At 70.2% G+C, this 21,414-nt stretch carries 20 protein-coding genes; 13 read left to right on the top strand and 7 right to left on the bottom strand.

Translation table 11 applies throughout. From position 1 onward, the window contains the following. Window position 1: 1 nt before the first annotated feature. The 5 genes from ACIBJH_RS29955 to ACIBJH_RS29935 all read left to right on the top strand — a co-directional run bounded on the left by ACIBJH_RS29955 (window position 2) and on the right by ACIBJH_RS29935 (window position 3,650). A complete protein-coding gene (locus tag ACIBJH_RS29955; protein WP_399119992.1) occupies window positions 2-394 on the top strand; it encodes a YidH family protein in 393 nt (130 codons plus the stop codon). After that, on the top strand, window positions 391-711 hold the full coding sequence (locus tag ACIBJH_RS29950) for a DUF202 domain-containing protein (RefSeq protein ID WP_399119991.1): 321 nt from the start codon (window positions 391-393) through the stop codon (window positions 709-711). Before ACIBJH_RS29955 ends, ACIBJH_RS29950 begins: the two co-directional genes overlap by 4 nt. 250 nt (window positions 712-961) lie before the next feature. Further along, window positions 962-1,258: a hypothetical protein gene (locus ACIBJH_RS29945; RefSeq protein WP_399119990.1), complete on the top strand. Its 297-nt coding sequence runs from the start codon at window positions 962-964 to the stop codon at window positions 1,256-1,258. Between the two features lie 148 nt (window positions 1,259-1,406). Then, window positions 1,407-2,429 carry a phosphotransferase family protein gene (locus ACIBJH_RS29940; RefSeq protein ID WP_399119989.1) on the top strand — a complete coding sequence of 341 codons (1,023 nt, stop codon included), beginning with the start codon at window positions 1,407-1,409 and terminating at the stop codon, window positions 2,427-2,429. A 6-nt stretch (window positions 2,430-2,435) separates the two neighbouring features. Continuing rightward, window positions 2,436-3,650, top strand: a complete 1,215-nt coding sequence (locus ACIBJH_RS29935) for an acyl-CoA dehydrogenase family protein (protein ID WP_399119988.1) — start codon at window positions 2,436-2,438, stop codon at window positions 3,648-3,650. Window positions 3,651-3,722: 72 nt separating this feature from the next. On the opposite strand, the gene ACIBJH_RS29930 is transcribed toward ACIBJH_RS29935, so the two are convergent. Next, the gene (locus ACIBJH_RS29930; RefSeq protein ID WP_399119987.1) at window positions 3,723-4,286 is read right to left on the bottom strand and encodes a hypothetical protein; all 564 of its coding nucleotides are present in this window, start codon (window positions 4,284-4,286) and stop codon (window positions 3,723-3,725) included. Window positions 4,287-4,470: 184 nt separating this feature from the next. Between ACIBJH_RS29930 and ACIBJH_RS29925 the strand changes: the two genes are divergently transcribed. Then, window positions 4,471-6,465, top strand: coding sequence for a sensor histidine kinase (locus ACIBJH_RS29925; RefSeq protein ID WP_399119985.1), 1,995 nt, complete (start codon window positions 4,471-4,473; stop codon window positions 6,463-6,465). After that, window positions 6,462-7,148: a response regulator gene (locus ACIBJH_RS29920; protein WP_399119984.1), complete on the top strand. Its 687-nt coding sequence runs from the start codon at window positions 6,462-6,464 to the stop codon at window positions 7,146-7,148. The genes ACIBJH_RS29925 and ACIBJH_RS29920 overlap by 4 nt, the downstream gene beginning before the upstream one ends. Window positions 7,149-7,155: 7 nt before the next feature. Here the strand turns inward: ACIBJH_RS29920 and ACIBJH_RS29915 are convergent, their stop codons facing one another. From ACIBJH_RS29915 to ACIBJH_RS29905, 3 genes are read right to left on the bottom strand one after another with little or no spacing between them, the layout of a single operon-like run. After that, window positions 7,156-7,749 (bottom strand): TetR/AcrR family transcriptional regulator, encoded by a 594-nt coding sequence (locus tag ACIBJH_RS29915; protein ID WP_026178133.1) that lies wholly within the window; start codon window positions 7,747-7,749, stop codon window positions 7,156-7,158. Window positions 7,750-7,775: 26 nt separating this feature from the next. Continuing rightward, the gene (locus ACIBJH_RS29910; protein ID WP_399119983.1) at window positions 7,776-9,443 is read right to left on the bottom strand and encodes a class I adenylate-forming enzyme family protein; all 1,668 of its coding nucleotides are present in this window, start codon (window positions 9,441-9,443) and stop codon (window positions 7,776-7,778) included. After that, window positions 9,440-10,204 (bottom strand): SDR family oxidoreductase, encoded by a 765-nt coding sequence (locus ACIBJH_RS29905; RefSeq protein ID WP_399119982.1) that lies wholly within the window; start codon window positions 10,202-10,204, stop codon window positions 9,440-9,442. The genes ACIBJH_RS29910 and ACIBJH_RS29905 overlap by 4 nt, the downstream gene beginning before the upstream one ends. Before the next feature lie 184 nt (window positions 10,205-10,388). Here ACIBJH_RS29905 and ACIBJH_RS29900 point away from each other — a divergent pair, with 184 nt between their 5' ends. Together ACIBJH_RS29900 and ACIBJH_RS29895 are read left to right on the top strand one after the other, a co-directional pair. Further along, complete coding sequence (locus tag ACIBJH_RS29900; protein WP_399119981.1) at window positions 10,389-11,609, top strand: exo-beta-N-acetylmuramidase NamZ domain-containing protein; 1,221 nt, start codon at window positions 10,389-10,391, stop codon at window positions 11,607-11,609. Window positions 11,610-11,690: 81 nt separating this feature from the next. After that, entirely contained in the window at window positions 11,691-13,055 is a 1,365-nt protein-coding gene (locus ACIBJH_RS29895; RefSeq protein ID WP_399119980.1) for a serine-threonine protein kinase, read from the top strand. On the opposite strand, the gene ACIBJH_RS29890 is transcribed toward ACIBJH_RS29895, so the two are convergent. After that, window positions 13,044-15,827, bottom strand: a complete 2,784-nt coding sequence (locus ACIBJH_RS29890) for a penicillin acylase family protein (protein ID WP_399119979.1) — start codon at window positions 15,825-15,827, stop codon at window positions 13,044-13,046. The genes ACIBJH_RS29895 and ACIBJH_RS29890 overlap by 12 nt on opposite strands. A gap of 221 nt (window positions 15,828-16,048) precedes the next feature. On the opposite strand from ACIBJH_RS29890, the gene ACIBJH_RS29885 reads away from it, so the two are divergent. Beyond that, on the top strand, window positions 16,049-16,651 hold the full coding sequence (locus ACIBJH_RS29885; protein WP_020684195.1) for a hypothetical protein: 603 nt from the start codon (window positions 16,049-16,051) through the stop codon (window positions 16,649-16,651). Window positions 16,652-16,805: 154 nt separating this feature from the next. On the opposite strand, the gene ACIBJH_RS29880 is transcribed toward ACIBJH_RS29885, so the two are convergent. Further along, entirely contained in the window at window positions 16,806-17,597 is a 792-nt protein-coding gene (locus ACIBJH_RS29880; RefSeq protein WP_399119978.1) for a G1 family glutamic endopeptidase, read from the bottom strand. Between the two features lie 237 nt (window positions 17,598-17,834). Here ACIBJH_RS29880 and ACIBJH_RS29875 point away from each other — a divergent pair, with 237 nt between their 5' ends. The 3 genes from ACIBJH_RS29875 (at window position 17,835) to ACIBJH_RS29865 (ending at window position 20,712) form a co-directional block, all read left to right on the top strand. Then, window positions 17,835-18,773: a hypothetical protein gene (locus ACIBJH_RS29875; RefSeq protein ID WP_399119977.1), complete on the top strand. Its 939-nt coding sequence runs from the start codon at window positions 17,835-17,837 to the stop codon at window positions 18,771-18,773. A gap of 70 nt (window positions 18,774-18,843) precedes the next feature. Then, window positions 18,844-19,557, top strand: coding sequence for a 3-keto-5-aminohexanoate cleavage protein (locus tag ACIBJH_RS29870; protein ID WP_399119976.1), 714 nt, complete (start codon window positions 18,844-18,846; stop codon window positions 19,555-19,557). Window positions 19,558-19,644: 87 nt separating this feature from the next. After that, window positions 19,645-20,712 carry an RNA ligase (ATP) gene (locus ACIBJH_RS29865; protein WP_399119975.1) on the top strand — a complete coding sequence of 356 codons (1,068 nt, stop codon included), beginning with the start codon at window positions 19,645-19,647 and terminating at the stop codon, window positions 20,710-20,712. Between the two features lie 165 nt (window positions 20,713-20,877). Here ACIBJH_RS29865 and soxR read toward each other — a convergent pair whose 3' ends face one another. Further along, window positions 20,878-21,387 (bottom strand): redox-sensitive transcriptional activator SoxR, encoded by a 510-nt coding sequence (gene soxR, locus ACIBJH_RS29860; protein ID WP_399119974.1) that lies wholly within the window; start codon window positions 21,385-21,387, stop codon window positions 20,878-20,880. Window positions 21,388-21,414: the final 27 nt, after the last annotated feature.

Raw genomic sequence — 21,414 nt, 5'->3', positions numbered from 1 at the left:
CGTGATCGATTTCGCACGGAACGTCCGGCTGTGGTTCGCACCCCAGGAGATCAGCGAAGAGGGCAGCACCCCCGACTACCGCTTCTCACTGGCCAACGAGCGCACCTTCCTGGCCTGGCTGCGCACCGCCCTCGCGCTGATCGGCGGCGGCTTCGCGGTGGACCAGTTCCTCCCGGACCTGCGCTGGGCCTGGCGAGTGGGCCTTGCCCTCGCACTCCTCGCGGCAGGCGTCCTGTGCTCACTGCGCGCGGTCAACCACTGGGTGCGCTGCGAACGGGCGATGCGCCAGGGCAAGGACCTGCCCGTATCCCGTTTCCCCGCACTCCTGAGCATCGCCGTGGCGATCGTGGCCGTAGCAATGGTCATCGTCGTACTGGCCGGATGGGAAGGATGACCAGCCCCCCGGACCGCGACCCGGGCCTGCAACCCGAACGCACCCGCCTGGCCTGGCGCCGCACGACCCTGTCAAGCACAGTCGCCGCAGTCCTGGCCGCAAAGGCGGCACTGCACGGCGGAGTCACCGCGGAGGGCATCATCATCTGCGCCCTGTGCTGCGCACTCTGGCTCGCCTTCCTGACCCTGGCCCACCACCGCATCACCACCCTCACAACCGACAGCGGACCACCCCCACCCCTGCCTCCCCGCCACGCGACCGCGGCGGTGCTGTGCACGGTGGCCGTGGCGCTCTGCGCAGCGGTGCTCATCTACTGACCGAGAAATAGCGATGAACCACGAGCCCGCACCCGCCGACGCACGGGAGCGGGGCGTGGCGGTACGGCGAGCCCGCCGCTCAGCTGGTCCCCACGCCGCCCACTGTGACAACACCAGAGGGGCACAACCCGCGGCGGGCTCGCCGTACCGCCACGCACCCGACACCCACCCCGACCGGGATGCCCCGATATGCGAGGTTCACATGGCAGCCTGTCCGTCGTCATAGCCCGCACTTCCGAAGGTGAGCCCCATGACCACCCTGCACCTGGAGCACTCCGCACACACCCACACGCACGGCCCGGACTGCGGCCACGCCCCCGTCCCGCACGGCGACCACGTCGACTACGCGCACGACGGCCACCTGCACCGCGAGCACGGCGGCCACTGGGACGAGTGCGAGCCGGGCGGCCACGTCCCCCACCAGGAGCACACACACCAGCACGGCCAGGACTGCGGCCACGAGAGCGTCCTGCACGGCGATCACATCGACTACGTCCACGACGGCCACCGCCACGCCGAGCACAACGGCCACTGGGACGACCACTGAGCCGACAGACAAGGCACCCGACAGCTCCCCGCGCGGGGAGCTGTCGGCCTATCGTGGCCCCGGTCACGTTTCACTCCCCCACTGGACTACATACCGACCGGTCGGCATGATGGTGCAAGACCTGTTCGTCCCTTCACAGGAGTGATGTATGAGCCCCGACCACCCGCCCGGACTCGATCTCGACCGGCTGCGCGGTCTGCTCGACCGCGAGCGGCCCGGTCTGGTCACCGCCCCCCTGTCCGGCCGGCTGATCGAGGGCGGACGGTCGAACCTCACCTACGCGGTCACCGACTCCACCACCAAGTGGGTCGTACGACGCCCCCCGCTGGGCCACGTCCTGGCGACCGCACACGACATGAAGCGCGAACACCGGGTGATCAGCGCCCTGCACCCGACGAACGTACCGGTACCGAACCCGGTGTTGCTGTGCGAGGACGACGACGTACTGGGCGCGCCCTTCTACGTCATGGAGTTCGTCGAGGGCACCCCGTACCGCACCGCCGACGAACTGCTCCCGCTCGGCCCGGACCGCACCCGGGGCGCGGTGCTCGAACTGGTCGACACCCTGGTCGAGTTGCACGCGGTGGACCCCACACAAGTAGGCCTCGCGGACTTCGGCCGCCCCGAAGGCTTCCTGGACCGCCAACTCCGCCGCTGGGGCAAGCAGTTGGCGGCATCCCGCAACCGCGAGCTGCCCGGCGTCGAGGAGTTGCACGCAGCGCTGGGCCGCCGCCTCCCCACCTCCCCCACCCCCACGGTCGTACACGGCGACTACCGCCTGGACAACGTCCTCATCGGCGAGGACGACAAGATCAAGGCGATCCTCGACTGGGAGATGTCGACACTCGGCGACCCGCTCACGGACCTGGGCCTGCTGGTGATGTACAGCATCCCGCTGGAACTGCCCAACTCCCCCATCTCCACCACCGCTTCGGCCCAGGGACACCCCACACCGGCCGAGCTGATCGAGCGATACGCCGCACGCTCGGGGCGCGACGTGTCGTCGGTCGCCTGGTACACGGCGTTCGCGTGGTTCAAGCTCGCCGTGATCCTGGAGGGCATCCACTACCGCTACACCCTGGGCCAGACCGTCGGCCGCGGCTTCGACCGCATCGGCGAACTGGTACCGGTCTTCATCGAGCACGGCCTGACCACCCTTCAGGAAGGCTGATCCACCATGGACTTCGCGTTCGACGCACGCACCGAGGAACTGCGCGCCAAGCTCCTGGCCTTCATGGACGAGCACGTCTACCCGGCCGAACCGATCGCCGAGGAACAGCGCGCCCAGCTCTCCTCCCCCTGGGACACCCCGGCCGTAGTAGGGGAGTTGAAGGAAGAGGCCCGCAGCCAAGGCCTCTGGAACCTCTTCCTCCCGGACGCCGAGTACGGAGCCGGACTCACCAACCTCCAGTACGCCCCCCTCGCCGAAATCACCGGCCGCTCCCCGCACTTGGCCCCCACCGCGCTGAACTGCGCGGCACCGGACACCGGCAACATGGAGGTACTCGCACAGTTCGGCGACGAACAACAGAAAAAGCAATGGCTGGAGCCGCTACTGGCAGGCGAGATCCGCTCGGCATTCGCGATGACAGAACCAGAGGTGGCCTCCTCGGACGCCACCAACATCACGACCCTCATCGAGCGGGACGGCGACGACTACGTCATCACCGGCCGCAAGTGGTACATCTCCGGGGCGATGAACCCGGACTGCAAGATCTTCATCGTGATGGGCAAAACGGACCCGACGGGCGCGGACATCCGCCGCCAGCAGTCCATGATTCTCGTCCCCCGCGACACCCCCGGCGTCACGGTCAAGCGCGCGATGCAGGTCTTCGGCTACGAGGACCACTCCCACGGCGGCCACGCCGAGGTGATCTTCGACCACGCGCGTGTGCCGGTGACGAACCTGATCGGCGAGGAGGGCGGCGGCTTCGCCATCGCCCAGGCGCGGCTGGGCCCGGGCCGTATCCACCACTGCATGCGGCTGATCGGGATGGCCGAGCGGGCGATCGAGCTGATGTGCCAACGGGCCGTCTCCCGCGTCGCGTTCGGCAAGGCGCTCGCTCAACAGGGCGTCGTCCACAACTGGATCGCGGACGCCCGGGTGGCCGTGGAGCAACTGCGGCTGCTGGTCCTGAAGACGGCATGGATGATGGACACCGTGGGCAACAAGGGCGCCCACGCGGAGATCCAGGCCATCAAGATCGCCACGCCCCGCACGGTGGTCGGCATCCTCGACAAGGCGATCCAGCTGCACGGCGCGGGCGGTGTCAGCCAGGACTTCCCGCTGGCGGAGCTGTACGCGAGCGCCCGCACCCTGATGCTGGCCGACGGCCCGGACGAGGTGCACCAACGCTCCCTCGCCCGCCGGGAGTTGAAGAAATACCTGTAGTACCTGTAGCAAAACGAATGGGCTGGAAGGGATAGGAGAACCCCCTCCAGCCCATTCCCCCCGAGGTGATGGTCAGTTGGGCGTACTGGCCCTCAGCGTCCAGCCTTGCCGGCAGGTGTGCCCGAAGGTCCCGATGTCGCAGCCCTCGACAACGAAGACATACGCACCGGTGTTCCGCTCCCGCACCCGGATCCGCCCGGAGGTCCCCCCGCCGAACTCCCGCTGGGTACCCCCGGGGTCGGAGGCGCTGGTCCAGCGGACCAGGAACGAGTCGTAGCGGTACGGCGCCGTCGTACCCCAGTTGAAGTAGGCGTAGCCGCGGTCCTCCCACGCGGCGACGACCATGTTCGAGCCCTGGCGCGGCGACCAGGTGGCGGTGCCGTAGGTGAAGTACTGGCGCTTCCCGGCGTAGGCACCGTTCAGGTACACGTCCTTGGTGTAGCTGGTCGGACAACCCAGCCACCCACCGGCCCCGCCGAGCGCGCTCCACCGCTGGTAGATGTGCGGCTCGTTCACCGCGATACCGCACCCGGCCCGCGCCGGTGTCTGCGCGGCGGCCGGCACCGCCGCCGTACCACCGAGAGCGAGCACGGATCCCAGCACAACACCCGTCAGGCGCCGCTTCGTTGACAGCATGATGTTTCCCCCGTTGTTCCGGTCGGTCGACCCGGCGGTGCGCCCGCCGTTCCGCTGCTACGAGCATCACGGCGACGGGGGCCGGGAGTTGAGGGGAAGCCCCGGGCAACGCCGGGGACCTCTCCCGGGTGGTCCGGGAAGCGTTCCCATGACACCCGGGTGCCGGGCCCCCACGATGGGACGCATGGAAGACCGCGACGGGCGCACCCGGCCCCACTCGGCCGCCGCGTACACGCTGTTGGGGCTGTCGGCACTCCAAGTGGCCGTCGGGTCGGTCGCGTTGGCGGCGGCCCACGTCCCCGTCGCGGACCTGGTCCGCTACGACATGGTCGTCGACCTGGCGGTGGGCCTCGCCTACCCGGTCTGCGGCACGGTGATCGCGCTGCATCGCCCCCGCAACCCCATCGGCTGGCTGCTGATCGCCTACGGCCTGGGCCACGCGTTCACCGGCATGTCGATCGGACTGGCCGTCCAGGGACTGCGGTTGGGCTGGTCGCCGGAGCTGCTGCACGCGGTCACGACCGTCGGCCGCCACACCTGGATCCTCGGCAGCTCCACGGCGTTCGTGCTCGTGTTCTTCCTGTTCCCCGACGGCCGGCTGCCCGACCGCCGCTGGCGCTGGGCGCTGGCCGCCCAACTCCTCTCCTCCCCACTGGACTTCGCGATCTGGGCGCGGGACGACTGGGGCCTGTTCCGCGGCACGCCCGCCCAGCCCTCCTACCTCCCGGTGCCGGCCGGCTGGATGCCCGTCCTGCGGGACGTCGAGACCGCCAAGGCCTGCCTGGTACTGGCCGCCGTGTTCGCCGTCATGGCCGTCCGCTACCGACGCGGCGGCGAACAGGACCGCCGCCGACTCCTGTGGCTCATCGCGGGAATACTGCCGCTGGCCCTGAGCGTGGCCCTGCAGATCCTCGGCTGCCCGGCCGTCTACACCTCGTGCTGCACCCTGTTCCTGCCGACCGCCATCATGATCGCCGTGGTCCGCGAGGAACTCCTCGACGTCCGCCTCGTCGTCTCCCGCAGCCTCCTCTACGGCACCCTCACGGTCGGCGTGATCGTCACCTACGTCGGCCTCGTCACCTCCGTGCAGGCCCTCCTCAACCCCGACCCCGCCCTCCTCGGCCCGGCGTTGATCACCGTCACCCTGGCCCTCGCCTTCGCCCCCGCCCGCCGCCTCCTGCAACGCATGGTCGACCACGCCCTGTACGGCGACCGGCACGACCCGGTGCGCGCGGTCTCCCGCATCGGCGAACGGCTGGCCGGCACCGGGGTCGACGGGGTCCCGGAGGCGGTCGGCGAGGCGCTGCGGCTGCCGTATGTGTGCGTGGAGTCGAAGTCCGGGGTGACGGACGGCAGTTGGGGCGAACCGGGCGAACACATCCACGCCATACCGCTCGACTACGACGGCCGGACCGTAGGCGCCCTGGTGATCGGACTGCGCCCCGGCGAACAACAACCGACACCCGCCGACCTGGCCGTACTCGAACTGCTGGCCGTACCGCTGGCCGCCGCGCTCCACGCCACCGACCTCACCCGGCAGTTGCAGCACTCCCGGGAGCGGATCGTGGCCGCGCGCGAGGAGGAACGGCGCCGGATCCGCCGCGATCTGCACGACGGGCTCGGCCCGACCCTCGCCGGGGCGGCCTTCCAGGCGGACGCCGTACGCAACCTGTTGGCGTTCGACCCGGAACGGGCGGCGGAGCTGCTCACCGAACTGCGGTCCGAGGTCGGGGGCGCGGTCGCGGAGGTGCGCCGCCTGGTGGACGGGCTACGACCCCCGGATCTGGACCAGTTGGGGCTGCTGGGCGCACTGCGGGAACGTGCGGTACGGCTGTCCTGGCGCGCGGACGGCATCCCGCTCCAGGTACGGGTCCAGGCACCCGAGCGGCTGCCGGCACTGCCCGCCGCGGTCGAGGTGGCCGCGTACCGCATCGCGATCGAGGCACTCACCAACGCGGCCCGGCACGCCCGCGCCTCCCGCGTCGACCTGCGCATCGAGATCGGCGACGGGCTGCGCCTGGAGGTGTGCGACGACGGTTCACCGGCGGGCGAGGAGACCGCGTGGACCCCGGGCGTGGGCATCACGTCGATGCAGGAGCGCGCGGCGGAACTGGGCGGCCGGTGCGTGGCGGGCCAGGGACGGGTGGTGGCGACGCTGCCGCTGGGAGGGGCGTTGTGACGGGGCGAGAGGACGACGAGGACGCGCTGCGGGTCGTACTCGCCGACGATCATCCCGTGGTCAGGACCGGGCTGGCCGCGCTGCTGGAGTCCGTACGGGACGGGACTCCGCGGGTGCGGGTCGTCGGGGTCGCGGCGAGCGGGCGGGAGGCGGTGCGGGCGGCGGTGACCCTGCGTCCGCACGTCGTGGTGATGGACATCCGGATGCCCGACCTGAATGGCATCGAGGCGACCCGCGAGATCGGCCGGGTCGCGCCCCGGGTGGCCGTGCTGATGCTCACCATGGTCGAGGAGGACGACTCGGTGTTCGCCGCGATGCGCGCGGGTGCCCTGGGCTATGTCCTCAAGGGCGCGGGCCAGGACGAGATCGTCCGGGCGATCCGGGCGGTGGCCGCCGGCGAGGCCATCTTCGGCCCCGGTGTCGCCCGGCGTGTGCTCGGCCAGCTCAGCAGGCCGCCCGACCGGCCCGACCCGTGCCCGACGCTCACCCCGCGCGAACGGGACGTACTCGCCCTGATCGCCGACGGTGAACCCAACTCGACGGTGGCCACCCGGCTGGGCCTGTCCCCCAAGACGGTCAGCAACCACATGTCGGCGGTCCTGGCCAAACTGGGCGTCGCGGACCGCGCGGGAGCGGCGGCCTGGGCCCGGGCGGCGGGACTGGGCCGCTCACCGGACACGTGAACGCGGATCAGGGGCGCAGTGCCCGCAGCAGCAGATCCGCGAGGTGGTCGGCGACCTCCTGCGGGCTGAGCGGGCCGCCCGGCCGGTACCACGTCGACAGGTGGTGGACCGAACCGAAGTGGTAGTCGACGACGAGGTCCGCCGGGGTCGCCGTGGAGAAGACGCCCTCGCGCTGGCCCTCCTCGACGAGCGCGCGGAAGCGCTCGTGGTAGCGGCGGCGCTCGGCGCGTACCTGCTTGTTCTTCTCCGGGCTCAGATGGTGCATGGACCGGAAGAAGATCGCCGCGTCGTCGAGATTGTCGATCGTCGTCACCACGACATCCGCCGCGGCGTCCCGCAGCCGCTTCTCCACCGGCTCGTCGGCGCCCGCGAACACCTCAAGGCGCTCCTGCTGGAGACGCAGCACGCGCGCGTACACCTCGTGCAGGAGGTCGTCCTTGGAGCCGAAGTAGTGGTAGAGCGCCCCCTTGGTGACGCCTGCGGCCTCGACGATCTCCTGCACCGAGGTGCGGTCGTAGCCCTGCTCGGCGAAGAGCCTGGTGGCGGCGGCCAGCAGCCGCTGCGGGACGGGAGCCCCGTCTCCGTCGGTCGTCCTGGGCACTGCCGCCACCTGCCTTTCCTAGGTGTTCACTCGCTGTCGTGCGACCGGGAACGCAGTTCCCGCCGGAGGATCTTCCCACTTGCCGTCTTCGGCAGCTCGGGCAGGATCTCCACCTGGCGCGGGTATTTGTAGGCGGCCAGTCTCTCCTTGCAGTACACGGCGAATTCATCGGGGTCGGTTTCGGCGCCCGGACGGAGACTGATGTACGCCTTCACGGTCTCGCCCCGGTACCCGTCGGGCACCCCGACGACGGCCGCCTCGCGCACCGCCGGGTGGGTGTACAGCACGTCCTCGACCTCGCGCGGCCACACCTTGAAGCCGGACGCGTTGATCATGTCCTTCTTGCGGTCGACGACGTACAGCCAGCCCTGCGGGTCCATGAACCCGATGTCCCCGGTGCGCAGTTCGCCGTCCGGGAAGGTCTCGGCGGTGGCCTCGGGGCGCCGCCAGTACCCGGGCACGACCTGCGGCCCACGCACCACAATCTCGCCCTGCTCCCCGAAGGGGACCTCGTCACCCTGGTCGTCGAGGATCCGTACGACGGTGTCGGGTCCCGGTACACCCACGGCCAGCGTCCCCGACGCGGGGTCGACGGGCGCCTCCAGCTGGGGCGGCACGGAGGCGCAGGGCGCGGTGCACTCGGTGAGGCCGTAGCCGTTGCGGATGTACGGCCCGAAGCCGGCCCGGAACTTCTCCACCAGGGCGGGCGGCACCGGCGCGCCGCCGGAGGAGATGTTCAGGAAGGACGCGAAGTGCTCGCGGGTGACGGCCGGGTGCGCGGCGAGCGCCATGAAGGCGGTGGACGGGCCGACCGTGTAGTGCGGCTTGTGCTCGGCGAACGCGTCGAGCACGACCCCGCCCTCGAAGCGGTACGCCAGCACCAGCGAGCCCCCGCTGACGAGCGAGGCACCGAGCTGGCACACCATCCCGGTGATGTGGAACAGCGGCGCCATCGCGAAGTACACGGGCGGGTCCGGCAGTCCGAGCCCGGTGCGCTGCCGTTCGGCGTTGTAGAGGATGTTGCCGTGGGTGTTGGTGGCGCCCTTCGGGGCACCGCTCGTCCCCGAGGTGTAGCTGATCAGCGCGATGTCGGCGGGAACCGGTACCGGAACCTCGGGCGCCTTGTGGCCCTCCTTGGCGACGGCCACCAGATCGGCGGCGTCCTCGGCCTGCGGAAGCCGCTCGAAGGTGAGCACGCGCGCGTCGTCGCGGGTCTGGAAGTCCAGCTCGCACGCCGTGAGCACGATCCGCACCGGCGACTCGGCCACGGTCTCTCGCAGATACGACTCCCACGCGCGGTCAGAGCAGATCAGCGCGACCACCTCGCCGTCCCGCAGGACGTGGGTCACCTCGCCCGACTTGTACATCGGGTTGACGGGCACGACGATCGCGCCCGCCTTCCAGGCACCGAGCAGCGCGATGACGAAGTGCGGCGAGTTCTGGAGCAGGACGGCGACCCGGTCACCGTGCTCCAGTCCCCGCGCGGCCAGATACCCGGCGACGGAGTCGCTCAGCTCGTCGACCTCGCGATAGCTGAGCCGGCCGTCGAAGTAGGTGAGGAAGGTGCGGTCGGGCGTCTCGGCGACGACCCGCCGCAGGGCGTGCACCAGCGAGTCGTCGGGGCTGACGGGCCCGCGCTGGGCGTCGTTGAGCAGCCCGATCCAGGGTCGGGCGGCATAGCGGGAGTCGGTCACTCTCCGGCCTCCCACTTCTGCTGGATGTGGTTCATGGTGGTCAGCCAGCGGTCCGGTTCGGTGGCCCTGTGCTGGTAGTACCCGGCGACCTCGGGGTGCGGCAGGATCAGGAAGCGCTCCTCCTCGATCCCCGCCATCAGGGCGTCCGCCACGGTGTCGGGCTCGATCGCGGTCGGCTGCAGCACCAGGTCGCCCGCGCTGCCGGTGGCGGCCAGCATGTCGGTGCGGACGCCCTGGGGACAGATGGCGTGGACCTTGATCCCACGGTGCCGGTACGTCAGCGACAGCCACTCGGCGAAGGCGTACGCGCCGTGCTTGGTGACGCTGTAGGGCGCGGCCCCGATCATGGTGAGCAGTCCCGCGGCCGACACGGTGGACACGAACCGCCCGCTCCCCCGCTCCAGCCACCCCGGAATCAGCGCCTCCGCGGCCCGCACATGGGCCATGACATTCACGTCCCAGGCCTGAGCCCACACCTGCTCACCGGCGGCTTCGGACCCACCGGAGCCGAGCCCGGCGTTGGCGCAGTAGATGTCGACGGTCCCACCGAGCGCGTCCCGGGCCTCACCGACAACGGCGGAGGCGTCCCCCGGCACGGCGATCCCACCGATCTCGTCGGCGACGGCTTTCGCACGATCACCGTCCAGGTCGTTGACGACGACCCGGGCCCCCTCGGCGGCGAACCGCCGCGCGAGCGCAGCGCCGATGCCACCCCCGGCCCCCGTGACGACTACCCCGGCACCCTGAACGGCTTCCACCATCGGTCTCCTTCGACTGCGGCTCCACTGCCCAGCCAGACTAACCGGTCGGTATGTAACACCGGAAGGGCAGGCGCCCCATAGGGGCGCGGGGCTGTATCTATTTGCGGCTCCGCCGCGTGGGCGCGACCAGCCACAACGGACCCGCATCCCGCCCACAACCCGCGGCAGCTCATACGGTGCCGACATGCCCCTCACCAGAAGAGCTCTCCTGGCAGCAACTCCGGCGGCAGCCCTCACCCCAGCACACTCCAAACCCGGCAGCTTGCGTACAGGATTCGAACGCCTGGCTGAAGCCGACTACAACCAGCTGAACGGCCAACGCATCGGAATCGTCACCAACCCCACCGGCATCACCAGAGACACCCACCACATCGTCGACGTCATGCACGCCGACCCCCACGTGAACCTCACCGCGGTCTTCGGCCCCGAACACGGCTTCCGAGGCACCGCACAGGCAGGCGACTCCGAGGGCCGCTCCACCGACCCGGCCACGAAACTCCCGGTCTACGACACGTACTTGAAGAGCGGTCAGCAACTCGCCGACATCTTCAGGGCCTCCACCGTGGACACCGTCGTCTTCGACATCCAGGACGTGGGCGCCCGCTTCTACACCTACATCTGGACCCTCTACGACTGCATGGAGGCGGCCCGGCTCGCCGGCAAACGCTTCGTCGTGCTCGACCGCCCGAACCCGGTGACCGGCCGCACCGCCCAAGGCCCGGTCCTGCACCGGGAGTTCGCGACCTTCATCGGCCGGCAGCCGATCGCGCAGGCGCACGGGATGACGGTGGCGGAGCTGGCGCGGTTGTTCAACGGGGAGTTCCTGAAGACACCCGTCCAGCTGGAGACCGTACTGATGACGGGCTGGAAGCGGTCGGAGTTCTACGACGCCTGGTCGCTGCCGTGGGTGCCGCCGAGCCCCAACATGCCGACGCCGGACACCGCCCTCGTGTACTCGGGGACGTGTCTCTTCGAGGGGACGAACCTGTCCGAGGGGCGTGGCACCACCCGCCCCTTCGAACTGCTGGGCGCGGAGGGCATCGACGGCCGCTGGACGGCGGCGGTGAATCAACTCGGCCTGCCGGGTGTGCACTTCAGGGAGGCGTACTTCGCGCCGACGTTCTCCAAGTTCCAGGGGAAGACGGTCGGCGGGGTGCAGATCCATGTGCACGACCGGGCCGCGTTCGACCCCGTGCGCACCGGGATCGCGCTGCTGGTGACCGCCAAGAAGGTCTGGAGCGGCTTCCGTTGGCGCTCGGACCACTGGATCGACAACCTCACCGGGTCCGCGCGGGTGCGGACGGCGATCGACGCGGGCGCGGGCACCGACGAGGTGGTGGCGCAGTGGCAGGAGGAGTTGAGGGTGTTCCGGGGGATTCGAACTGAATACCTCCTCTACAAGTGACTCGTGACGTATGGCCAATCTTCACCGGTAGCGGGACGATGCGCCCACATTGAGCCACTCCGGGGGACGAGGAGGCCGGTCATGGCGGATCCGGCGATGAGTGTGAGCCCGTACTGGGAGTTGACCTTCGACGCCGACGGGGACGTCGACCAGGGGGAATGCGATCGGCTGCTGCGTGAGGTGCGGCAGCGCGGGGTCGGTGACCTGATCGTGTTCTCGCACGGGTGGAACAGTCAACGCGCCGGTGCCACGCGGCTCTACAGCCGCTTCTTCGCACCGATTCCGAAGCTCGCGCCGAAGGCCCGCATCGGGTACGTGGGCGTGATCTGGCCATCGATGGAGTTCCCGGACCAGCCGGTCCCGGACTTCCCGCGATCGAGCGTGGCCGCGACCGAACCGATCGCCTCTCCGGTGCTCGACGACGACACCCGGCACACGCTCCTCGACACCTTTCCGGGCAACGCGACACTGATCGACCAGATCGCCCGCATGCTGGATCAACAGCCCGCCCAGGACGCCGAGTTGGAGGAGTTCGGGCGGCTGGTGCGGACCCTCGTGGAGGTGGTGCCGCCCGGGCCGCAGGCGCAGTTCGGCGCGGACACGATGGCGGAGGGGCTGCCGCAGTGCGAGCCGCGGATGCTCGCCGTCGGCTGCACGGCCGAGGTCTGCGACCAGTTCGCGCAGGCCCTGGAGCATCTCTCGTCGCCCCGACCACTGGGCGCCACCGCGGAGTTCACGCTGCCGAACCCGTGGAAGGGGGCGCGGGAGCTGCTGCGGCAGGCGGCGTACTACGCGATGAAACGGCGGGCGGGCACGGTCGGTGAGCGGGGGCTCGGTCCAGTGATCGGGCGGCTCGCGGGAGTGGCGCCGGAGGTGCGGGTGCATCTCGTGGGGCACAGTTTCGGCGGGCGCCTGGTGTCGTTCGCGCTACGGGGTCTGCCCCAGGGGGTGCACTCGGTCAAGTCGGTGACGCTGCTCCAAGGGGCCTTCTCGCACTACGCGTTCGCGTCCCGGCTGCCGGACGACCCGCGTACCGGGGGCGTGCTGCAAGGTCAACAGAACCGTGTGGACGGGCCGTTGGTGTGCTGCTACTCGCACTTCGACTCGGCGCTCGGCACCATCTACCCGCTGGCCTCGCGGATGGCGGACGACGACCGCTCGCTCGCCGCGTTCGAGATCGACCGGGTGCTGGGCGACAAGTGGGGCGCGATGGGCCACGACGGGGTACGGGCGGTGCCCGGCACCCAGGCGCTGACACTGGCCGAGGCACTCAACTCGCCGCTGCCGACGTCGGGTTGTGTGAACGTCGACGCCTGCGCGGTGGTGTGTCACGGCGGCGCTCCTATGGGAGCACACAGCGACATCGTGCACCCTGAACTGGCCCGGGTGGTGCTGGCGGCGGGCCGGATCGGCCGGCCCACCGCCGCTACGGCGTCACCGGTGTGACGTGTACTCCACCACTTGCTGGAAGGTGGGCCGGTTCTGCCAACTGATGTTGTAGTGCTTGATGCCACCCAGGGTGCGCTGGACGATCGAGTCGGCGCACCACTGGTCGCCCGCCGAGCACAGGGAGTCCCCGGGGTAGACGGTGGACGCGCTGGTGCCGGCCGCCGTCTTCAGGGTGCTGATGAGGATGTCCCGGCAGGCGCTGAGGCTGCCGCCGCCGCAGTACTGCTGGGCGAGCGGTCCCGACACGGTCTGTCCGAGCACCGACCGGATGTCCTTGTCGACGTAGCTCCACCAGCCGTACTGGAAGGAGCTGCCGGCGTGGGACCCGGTCGGGCCGTGCGCGGCGGACGGGGTCTCGTCGATGTACAGGTTCTTGGTGAAGGCCGTGTACAGGTCGTCACCGAGGCCGGGTTGGAACTCGGCCTTCACCAGCAGCGGCCACCAGGCGTCCAGGATCCGGATGGCGTCGGCGTTGGCGTAGGTCTTGGACCCGGCCGAGGTCTCGGTGCGCTTGCCGCCCGCGGTCAGCCAGGTCTGCAGCTTGGTGACGGCCGCCGCCGCGGTGGTGTCGGTGACCGTACTGCTGTTGATGACCTGGAGCAGGTCGGGCAGCACGTCCTCGGCCCGCAGGTCGGAGAGCGAGGCGTCCGACATGGCCTTCACCAGCGAGGATCTGGTCACCCCGCCGGCCGCGACGAGTTTCTTCACCCGGTCGTCGAGGAGGTTGCCGCGGTGGACGGACCCGTCGCCCCAGCTCGCGGTCGTGTAGTTGAGGGCCTGTTTGTTGTTCCAGGAGATGTAGTAGTCCTGGTCGATGGAGTTGGGGTGCGCGGAGGCCGGGGTGTAGTCGGAGGTGTTGGTGGTGGGGTCCCAGTTCTGCCACTCGTAGGCGGCCTGGCCCCAGACCGGGAACTCGGGGTCGACACCGGTGGCCCGCACCGGGTTGTTGCCGCTGTTGTAGTACGCGGTGTGCTGGGAGTCGGCGTAGAACCAGTTGAACGTGAAGTTGATGTGCTGCGCGGCGGTCTGGAAGGTCTGCGGACTCTTCACGTAGTCCGGGTCGTTGAGCATCTGGAAGCCGATGATCGAGTCGGCCTCGTGCATGTAGGAGGAGCGCAGGGTGGTGTAGGCGACCTTCTTGCCGCCGACGGTCGCCCGGTACTCGACGGGTCCGTACTCGGTCTTCCACACCCGCATGGTGTACGACCCGGCGGCGGTGCCGTCGGCCGTGGTGGGCGTCCAGGAGTTCTTCTGCTCGACCTCCTCCATGGCGGTGCAGGTGCCGTGGAAGAGGTAGTGGTAGTCGTCCTGGCAGAGTTCGACGGCGTAGGTGTCGATGATGTCCTGGCCGGAGGTGGTCGCGGACCACGAGTAGTCCTGGCCGCGGCCGAGTTCGACGTACATGCTCAGGCCGGCGAAGGAGGCGCCGCGGGCGCTGATGCCCGGGCCCTGGATCTCCTGGAGCATGAGCAACTGGGGTGCGAAGTAGCCGGTCTGGGGTCCGAAGACGGCGATCGGGTGGCCGCTCGCGGTGTATTTGCCGCTCACCACAAGGGCGTTGGACATCCCGCGCTTGGCGGAGCTGAGGGCGGTGGCGGTCGCCGCGGCGGAGGCGGCGGTGGCGCTCTGGTCGGCTCCGGTGCCCGTGGCGTCGTAGACGAGCGGCTCGGTCGTCACCGAACCGGCGTCCGGCAGGGCCTCGCCCTGGGCGGTGGTGGGCTTGGTGCCGTAGGGGAAGCTCTCGCCGTTGTGGACCGTGAGCACGGCCTCGGGGTCGTTGCGTTCGCGGAAGGACTCCCAGACCTTGGTGCCCTGTTCCACGCCGTACTTCTCCTGGGCGGCGAGCAGCGACATGGCGTTGTTGACCTCGCCGCCACCGCCGGAGCCGAACAGGGTGCCGATGACGGAGGCCAGCGCGACCAGGTCGGTGATCTTGAAGTGGTCGATCGTGCCGGCGTTGGTGATCGAGTCCTTGTGGCCGGTGAGGACGTACTCGCCGGGGAAGTAACGGCCGCTGTCCGAGGCGTCGATGTAGGCGTTGATGCCGGCCAGGTAGGCGTTGGCGTCGGCGAGGGCCTGCTGGCCGCGGGCGCCGTTGTTGGCGACGGCGTTGTCGATCTGGGACTGCAGTTCGGCCTCGGTGTAGGGGGCGTTGCGGTAGAACTCCTGCTCAAGACCCTGGTTGGAGGCGACGCCGCCCGCGAAGGTGGTGAGCTGGCCGCGTCCCACGTGCCGGAAGACGTCCATCAGCCACAGCCGGTCCTCGGCCGCCGCGTACCCGGCGCCGTACTCGGTGCCGTAGCGCGTGGTGCCTGTGATGTGCGGCACACCGGTCGCCTTGTCGCGGACGATGGTCACATCGGTGCGGCCGCTGGGGCTCTCGGTCGAGGCGACGTTGGCGGCGGGGACCCCGAACGACGCGTCGTTGAAGAAGGTGTTGATCTTCGCGTCGGTCAGCGTGGCAGCGCCCGTGGCCAGGTTGGCGTAGGGACCGAGCTGATCCTCGGCGTGCGAGGGCTGCACTCCGAAGGCCTGGTTGAGGAGGATCTGCGCGAGGGTCGCGTTGCCGTTCTCGCCGGCCGGGAGGATGTCCGAGCACTGGCCGCCGCAGTAGTCGTTCGAGGCGGTCGCGGCGGTCGCCGTTCCCTGGGCAAGAGGAGACAAAAGGGCGGCAATGAGGGCGCATACGGATGCGGCCTTCAGGAACCCGGGGAATCTGCCGGGAGTTCTCAGTCTGTCGAGCAAGTTGCGTGGGGTGCGCCGAGGCATAACGGCTCCTACCGACGGGGGTGTGGCCGGACGTTACCGCCGGTATCCCCGGGATTGAAGATGAACATGCGTCAAGTTTTGGATGAGCAGGAGCGGCTTATGGGGGCCATCGGAAATCGGATGGAGCCAAATCGCTTGTCGATACGTCTATTCGGCGACGTCCGTACGACGACGCCGAGGTGACCGAAGTACAGGTGCAGGTGTGACGGAGGTGCAGGGCGATGGCCGGTTTCCGGAGTCTGGCGAGACAGGTGCGAGACCCTCGGTGCGATCTGGCGCTGCGGCGCTACTCGCTGCGCAAGTGCCTTGAGCGGTTCGCCCCTTATGGGCACAGGGCGACCTGGGACCACTTGAGCTCCCGGGCCGGGTTCGGACCCGAGGACCGCTCCCCCGACCCGGCGCGGCTCGTGGCCGCACTGGACGAGCTGGAGGAAGCGCGCAAGGTCTGGCTCGCCTATGAGGTCGGGTTCGCCGAACGCCGCAAGAAGGAGAAGCACGACGGGCTCCGCCGCCCGGGCACGGTGGACGACTGGCACCGGCTGACCTGGGGCGGCTTCGGTGTCGCCTGGTGCGACGACCCCCGTCTCCACCCCCATGAACCACTGGCCGAGGTGCTGCGACGGCTGATCGCCGCCCTGGAGCGCGAACCGGGTTCCGTGTGCCCGGTGTGCGCCGGGGAGCGCCTCCTGTGGAAGTACGACCTGGCCCACGAACCCTCCTCGGGCCCGGTCTGCACGGACTGCGGCATCGTCGTGCCGCGTCCGGTGCTCACGCCCGAGGCCCTGGCCTACGCCAGGCGCGGACGGCTGCTCATGTCGGCCTGAACCGGGGCGAACGAAGAAGGGCGCCAGGGGTGCGCCGGGGATGCCGCACCCCCTTTTGACCCAGCAGGTTTGCCCTTGCTCCCGCAACGGCCGAGGCTGCCGACGGCGATCCGTCGACAGCCCCCAAGTGGTGCGCCGCAGGTGTCGGCAGGCGTCAGCTGGCCTTCCAGACGTCGGCGAAACTTCCGCCGGAGATCGAGCCCGGCTGCGCCCGCACGGCGGAGCTGCTGCTCTTCGTCATGACGATCTCGTTCGGCGAGTAGGTGTCCAGGTTGCTGCCGTCGGCCTTGGCGCCGGTGAAGGTCACGGTGCCGAAGTCGGCGAGGCTCGCGACCGAGCCGCCGACCTCGGGGGCCTCGGCGATGACCTCGGCGGAGGCGTTCTTGAAGCCCGACGAGCCCGCGTGCGTGGTGGTCTTGGTCCAGCCCTCGGTGGAGTCGGCGAGGGTCATGGTGAAGGTGGAGCCGGTGTAGGTCACGGTCGCGGTGAACTTGTCGCCGCCCTTGACGGTGACACCGGAGTACGCGCTCTCGGAGGCGGGCAGCACCTCCCACCAGGCGCCGTAGGTGGCCTTGCCGCCGATGCAGTCGGCTTCCGTACCGGTCTGCTCCAGCGCGGAGTTGCTGTAGCCGTCGAGGCCGACCCAGAACGACGAGTACGTGGTGGCCGAGCCGCAGGTGACGCTCGGCTGGGTCCAGGACGAGGTCACCGACGTGTAGGCGCCGGTCGAGCCGACGGCCGCGTAGCCGGACCAGTTGGTCGACGAGACGGTGGCGTTGACCTTGCCGGGCTGTGCGAGCCCGCGCAGGGTGTGGCTCTCGTGGCTCGCTATGGACTGGGTGAGCTGGGCGGGGGTGTTCGAGGCGGCCAGCGAAGGCGTGGCCAGGGCGGCGGTGAGGGCTGCGGCGGTGACGAGAACGAACCCGGCGGAAGATCTCGGGGACATGACTCTCCGTCATTCGAGGGGTGGGGGGCTGCCGTGACGGCAGTGAACAGCAGCTTCCGCGAGGCTTCATGGGCATGGCAAGACGGTCAAGCCCCTTCAGTCTTGAGGGAATTGACGGCGCAACAACTGAGAAATCTGACAGGTTCATTCAAAATTGATCAATCGAGGGGAAAGACTGACCAAACTTCAGGGCAACGGTCTTCCGCCCCACGACAGCCCTGACTTGAGCTGGAGTACGTGACTTCCAGACCGGAGTACGCGACGCCTGTCACCGGGGCGACGCCGTTCCACGAGGCCCTGCGCGCGGCCATCGCGGCCAGCGGGCTGAGCCTGGACCGCATCCAGGACCGGCTGCTGCGCCGCGGTACGCCGGTGGCGTCGGCGACGCTCAGCTCCTGGCAGTCCGGGCGCTACCAGCCCGAACGCCAGCGGTCGTTGGCGGCGCTGACCGTACTGGAGGACGTCCTGCGGCTGCCGCCCGGCGCGCTCACCGGACTGCTCGGCCCGCCCCGGCCCCGGGGCCGCTGGCTGCCACCGGTCGGCGACCACCCGGATCTGGCCCGGGTCTGGTCGGACCACCGCGACCTCACCGCCACCCTTGCCGCGCTCGACACCCGCTGGGACGACAGCCTGACCCGGCTCAGCTGCCACAACCGGGTCGACGTGGCCGCCGACCGCAGCGTCCGCTCCATGACCAGCCGTCGGCTGCTGCGCGCCGAGGCGGACGGCGCGGATCGCTGGATCGCCCTGTACCGCCTGGACGCGCCCGGACCGTTGCCGCTGTTCCGCCTGGCGGCCCCGGCCCGGCTGGGCACCGTCGTCGAACTGCCGGCCGAGGGGCTGGTGGCCGCGGAGCTGCTCTTCGACCGCCCGCTGGCCCGCGGCGAGACCGTGATCGTCGACTACACGGTGGAGCACCGGGACCCGCCCCCGTACTCCCTGCGCGCCGAGACGACGATTCACGTGCCGATGCGCGAACACCTCCTGGAGGTCCGATTCGCGAAGGGGGCACTCCCGCGCGCGTGTTACTCGTTCCGCACGAACGGACTGGACTCCCACGCCGGCGCCGCGCGACCCAGGGAGCAACGGCTACGAGTCGACGCGTCCGGGTCGGTGCACGCGGTGGCGTTGGGGGTCGGACCCTGCCGGGTGGGGATCCGGTGGGTGTGGGGGTGAGGGGGTGAGGCGGGACGGGCTCCTTGGCTGACGAGCGGGCGTTGTCAGTGGTGGGTGGCACCATCGAGGCATGGTGCAGGTCTGTCTCAACGGGGCCCGAGGGGCCGCCGACGGCTGGATGGTGCCGGTCTCGCCCGGGGCGTTGGCCGACGCCGCGGTGGAGGCCGTCGCGGCGGGGGCCACGGACATCCACCTCCACCCCAAGTCCCCTTGCGGGGACGACACGTTGTCGCCGCGTGTCCTCGCGGTGACGCTGGACGCGATACGGGCGCGGGTGACCGTGCCGGTCGGGGTGACCACCGGCGCCTGGGCCGAACCGGACCCCGCCGCCCGGCTGGAGCGGGTGCGCGGCTGGACCGTGCTGCCCGACCACGCCTCGGTCAACTGGCACGAGCCGGGCGCCGAGGAGGTCGCGGCGGCACTGCTGGACCGGGGCGTCGGCGTGGAGGCGGGCATCTGGTCCGGCACGGACGGCGCCGCCCGCTTCGCCGCCTCACCGCTCCGCTCGAAGGTGCTGCGGGTCCTAGCGGAGGTGACCGACCCGGACGCGGACACGGCGGAAGCGTCCGCGCACGCCCTCCTCGCCGAGCTGGACACCGACCACGGCCGCCCGGTTCTGCTGCACGGCGAGGAGGGCGGCGCCTGGCCCGTGCTCCGGCTCGCGGGACGACTGGGACTCGCGACCCGGATCGGCCTGGAGGACACCCTGTTCCTGCCGGACGGCGAACGGGCCCTGTCCAACGCCCAGTTGGTCACCGAGGCGTTGGTTCGGCGCCGGCCGTAGCAGCCGATATTCCCCTCGCTCAACCCGTTTCGCATTGAGGACAGTTGGGAGTGATGAAACACAGCTGAGGAACCCCGAGGAGTCCCGATGTCGACGCTGCGCGTCACCGCCGAAGTGCTGACCGTCCACGAACACCCGAACGCCGACGCCCTCGAACTGGCCCAGGTCGGTTTGTACCGGGCCGTCGTCGCCAAGGGCGCATACCGCACCGGCGACACCGCCGTCTACATCCCCGAGCAGTCCGTGCTCCCGGCCGCGCTGATCGAGGAGTTGGGGCTGACCGGACGCCTCGCGGGAAGCAACGCCGACCGGGTCAAGGCGGTACGCCTGCGCGGTGAGCTGTCGCAGGGCATCGTGTGCCGGCCCACGGTGCTCGCGGACGTGGATCTGGCCCGGGCCGCCCTGGACGGCACCGACTTCGCGGAACTGCTCGGCATCACCAAGTGGGTACCGCCGATCCCGCCCACCATGTCCGGGGAGGTCGAGTCCGCCCCCGATCTGCTGCCCTGGGTGGACATCGAGAACATCCAGCGGTTTCCCGGGATATTCGAACCGGGCGAGACTGTGGTCCTGACCGAGAAACTGCACGGCTCGGCCTGCCTGCTCACCTACTTCGCCGAGGACGGCCGCGTCCAGGTCTCCTCGAAGGGCTTCGGCGCCAAGTCCCTTGCCCTGAAGGAGGATCCACGCAATCTGTACTGGCGGGCGGTCCTCGGCCACAGCGTCCCCGAGGCCGCCGCCCGCCTCGCCGAACGACTCGGCGCCCGCCGGATCGGAATCTTCGGCGAGGTCTACGGCGCGGGCGTACAGGACCTCACCTACGGCGCCGACGGCCGACGCGCCACGCTCGGGTACGCCGTGTTCGACGTCTCCGCCGAGATCGACGGGACGGTGCGCTGGCTGAACACGGCCGAACTACTCGACGGGGAACTGCCGTTGGTGCCACGACTGCACGAGGGACCGTACGACATCGGCCAGGTGCTGAAGATCGCGAGCGGCCGGGAGACCGTGTCCGGCCGGGAACTGCACCTACGGGAGGGCGTCGTGATCCGCCCCACCATGGAGCGCTACAGCCCGGTGACCGGCGGCCGGGCAATCGCCAAGGCGGTAAGTCCGGCGTACCTGACACGAAAGGGCGGCACAGAGTACGAGTGACGCCCGGGCGCAGCCCCCGGCGGGGTACGCGTGTCGGCCGACGCGCGAAACCCTCGGCGCGGTGCCTGTGACAGCTAGTGCACGGACCCCTCGGCGCGGTCCGCGTGACGCCCGGCGCGCGCACCGTTCGTTGCCGTGCGCGGGTCGGCACGCGCGTCGCGTCGGTCAGTCGCGCTTCTCGGGGCCGGGTCCCGTCGTCCGGCCCCGAGGCCTGCGTGTGCCCGGTTCCGGCATCAGGCGGGAACCCGCGCCCCGTTCGCCGATCACGTCGTCCGGGTTGGACAGGACGCAGGTCGCCAGGGAGAGGCAGCCGCAGGCGATGCAGTCGGTGAGGTGGTCGCGGAGGCGGTTGAGCTGCTTGATGCGTTCGTCGAGTTCGGAGCGCCAGGCCTCGGAGAGGTGGGCCCAGTCCTCGCGGGTCGGGGTGCGCTCCTCGGGGAGTTCGGCGAGCGCCTCGCGGATGGTGGCCAGCGGGATGCCGACGCGCTGGGCGGCCCGCACGAAGGCGACCCGGCGCAGGGTGTCACGGGTGTACCGGCGCTGGTTGCCCGTGGTGCGGCGGCTGCTGATCAGACCCTTGGCCTCGTAGAAGTGCAGGGCGGAGACGGCGGCACCGCTGCGCGCGGCGAGTTGACCGACGGTCAGCTCGTGGATCTTCTCGGGAATCTGGGGCACCCCTCGAACCCTACCCATCCACCGGCA

It is taken from the genome of Streptomyces sp. NPDC050548, assembly GCF_044457385.1.
In the GTDB taxonomy this organism is placed as follows: Bacteria; Actinomycetota; Actinomycetes; order Streptomycetales; family Streptomycetaceae; genus Streptomyces.
The sequence above is the reverse complement of the archived record's forward strand: the minus strand, read 5'-3'. Positions and strand labels throughout refer to the sequence as shown.

Coding starts and splice junctions, on each gene's coding strand:
- ACIBJH_RS29950 (WP_399119991.1), top strand. CDS start 391: ATGACCAGCCCCCCGGACCGCGACCCGGGCCTGCAACCCGAACGCACC.
- ACIBJH_RS29945 (WP_399119990.1), top strand. CDS start 962: ATGACCACCCTGCACCTGGAGCACTCCGCACACACCCACACGCACGGC.
- ACIBJH_RS29940 (WP_399119989.1), top strand. CDS start 1,407: ATGAGCCCCGACCACCCGCCCGGACTCGATCTCGACCGGCTGCGCGGT.
- ACIBJH_RS29935 (WP_399119988.1), top strand. CDS start 2,436: ATGGACTTCGCGTTCGACGCACGCACCGAGGAACTGCGCGCCAAGCTC.
- ACIBJH_RS29930 (WP_399119987.1), bottom strand. CDS start 4,286: ATGCTGTCAACGAAGCGGCGCCTGACGGGTGTTGTGCTGGGATCCGTG.
- ACIBJH_RS29925 (WP_399119985.1), top strand. CDS start 4,471: ATGGAAGACCGCGACGGGCGCACCCGGCCCCACTCGGCCGCCGCGTAC.
- ACIBJH_RS29905 (WP_399119982.1), bottom strand. CDS start 10,204: ATGGTGGAAGCCGTTCAGGGTGCCGGGGTAGTCGTCACGGGGGCCGGG.
- ACIBJH_RS29900 (WP_399119981.1), top strand. CDS start 10,389: ATGCCCCTCACCAGAAGAGCTCTCCTGGCAGCAACTCCGGCGGCAGCC.
- ACIBJH_RS29895 (WP_399119980.1), top strand. CDS start 11,691: ATGGCGGATCCGGCGATGAGTGTGAGCCCGTACTGGGAGTTGACCTTC.
- ACIBJH_RS29890 (WP_399119979.1), bottom strand. CDS start 15,827: ATGCCTCGGCGCACCCCACGCAACTTGCTCGACAGACTGAGAACTCCC.
- ACIBJH_RS29885 (WP_020684195.1), top strand. CDS start 16,049: ATGGCCGGTTTCCGGAGTCTGGCGAGACAGGTGCGAGACCCTCGGTGC.
- ACIBJH_RS29880 (WP_399119978.1), bottom strand. CDS start 17,597: ATGTCCCCGAGATCTTCCGCCGGGTTCGTTCTCGTCACCGCCGCAGCC.
- ACIBJH_RS29870 (WP_399119976.1), top strand. CDS start 18,844: ATGGTGCAGGTCTGTCTCAACGGGGCCCGAGGGGCCGCCGACGGCTGG.
- ACIBJH_RS29865 (WP_399119975.1), top strand. CDS start 19,645: ATGTCGACGCTGCGCGTCACCGCCGAAGTGCTGACCGTCCACGAACAC.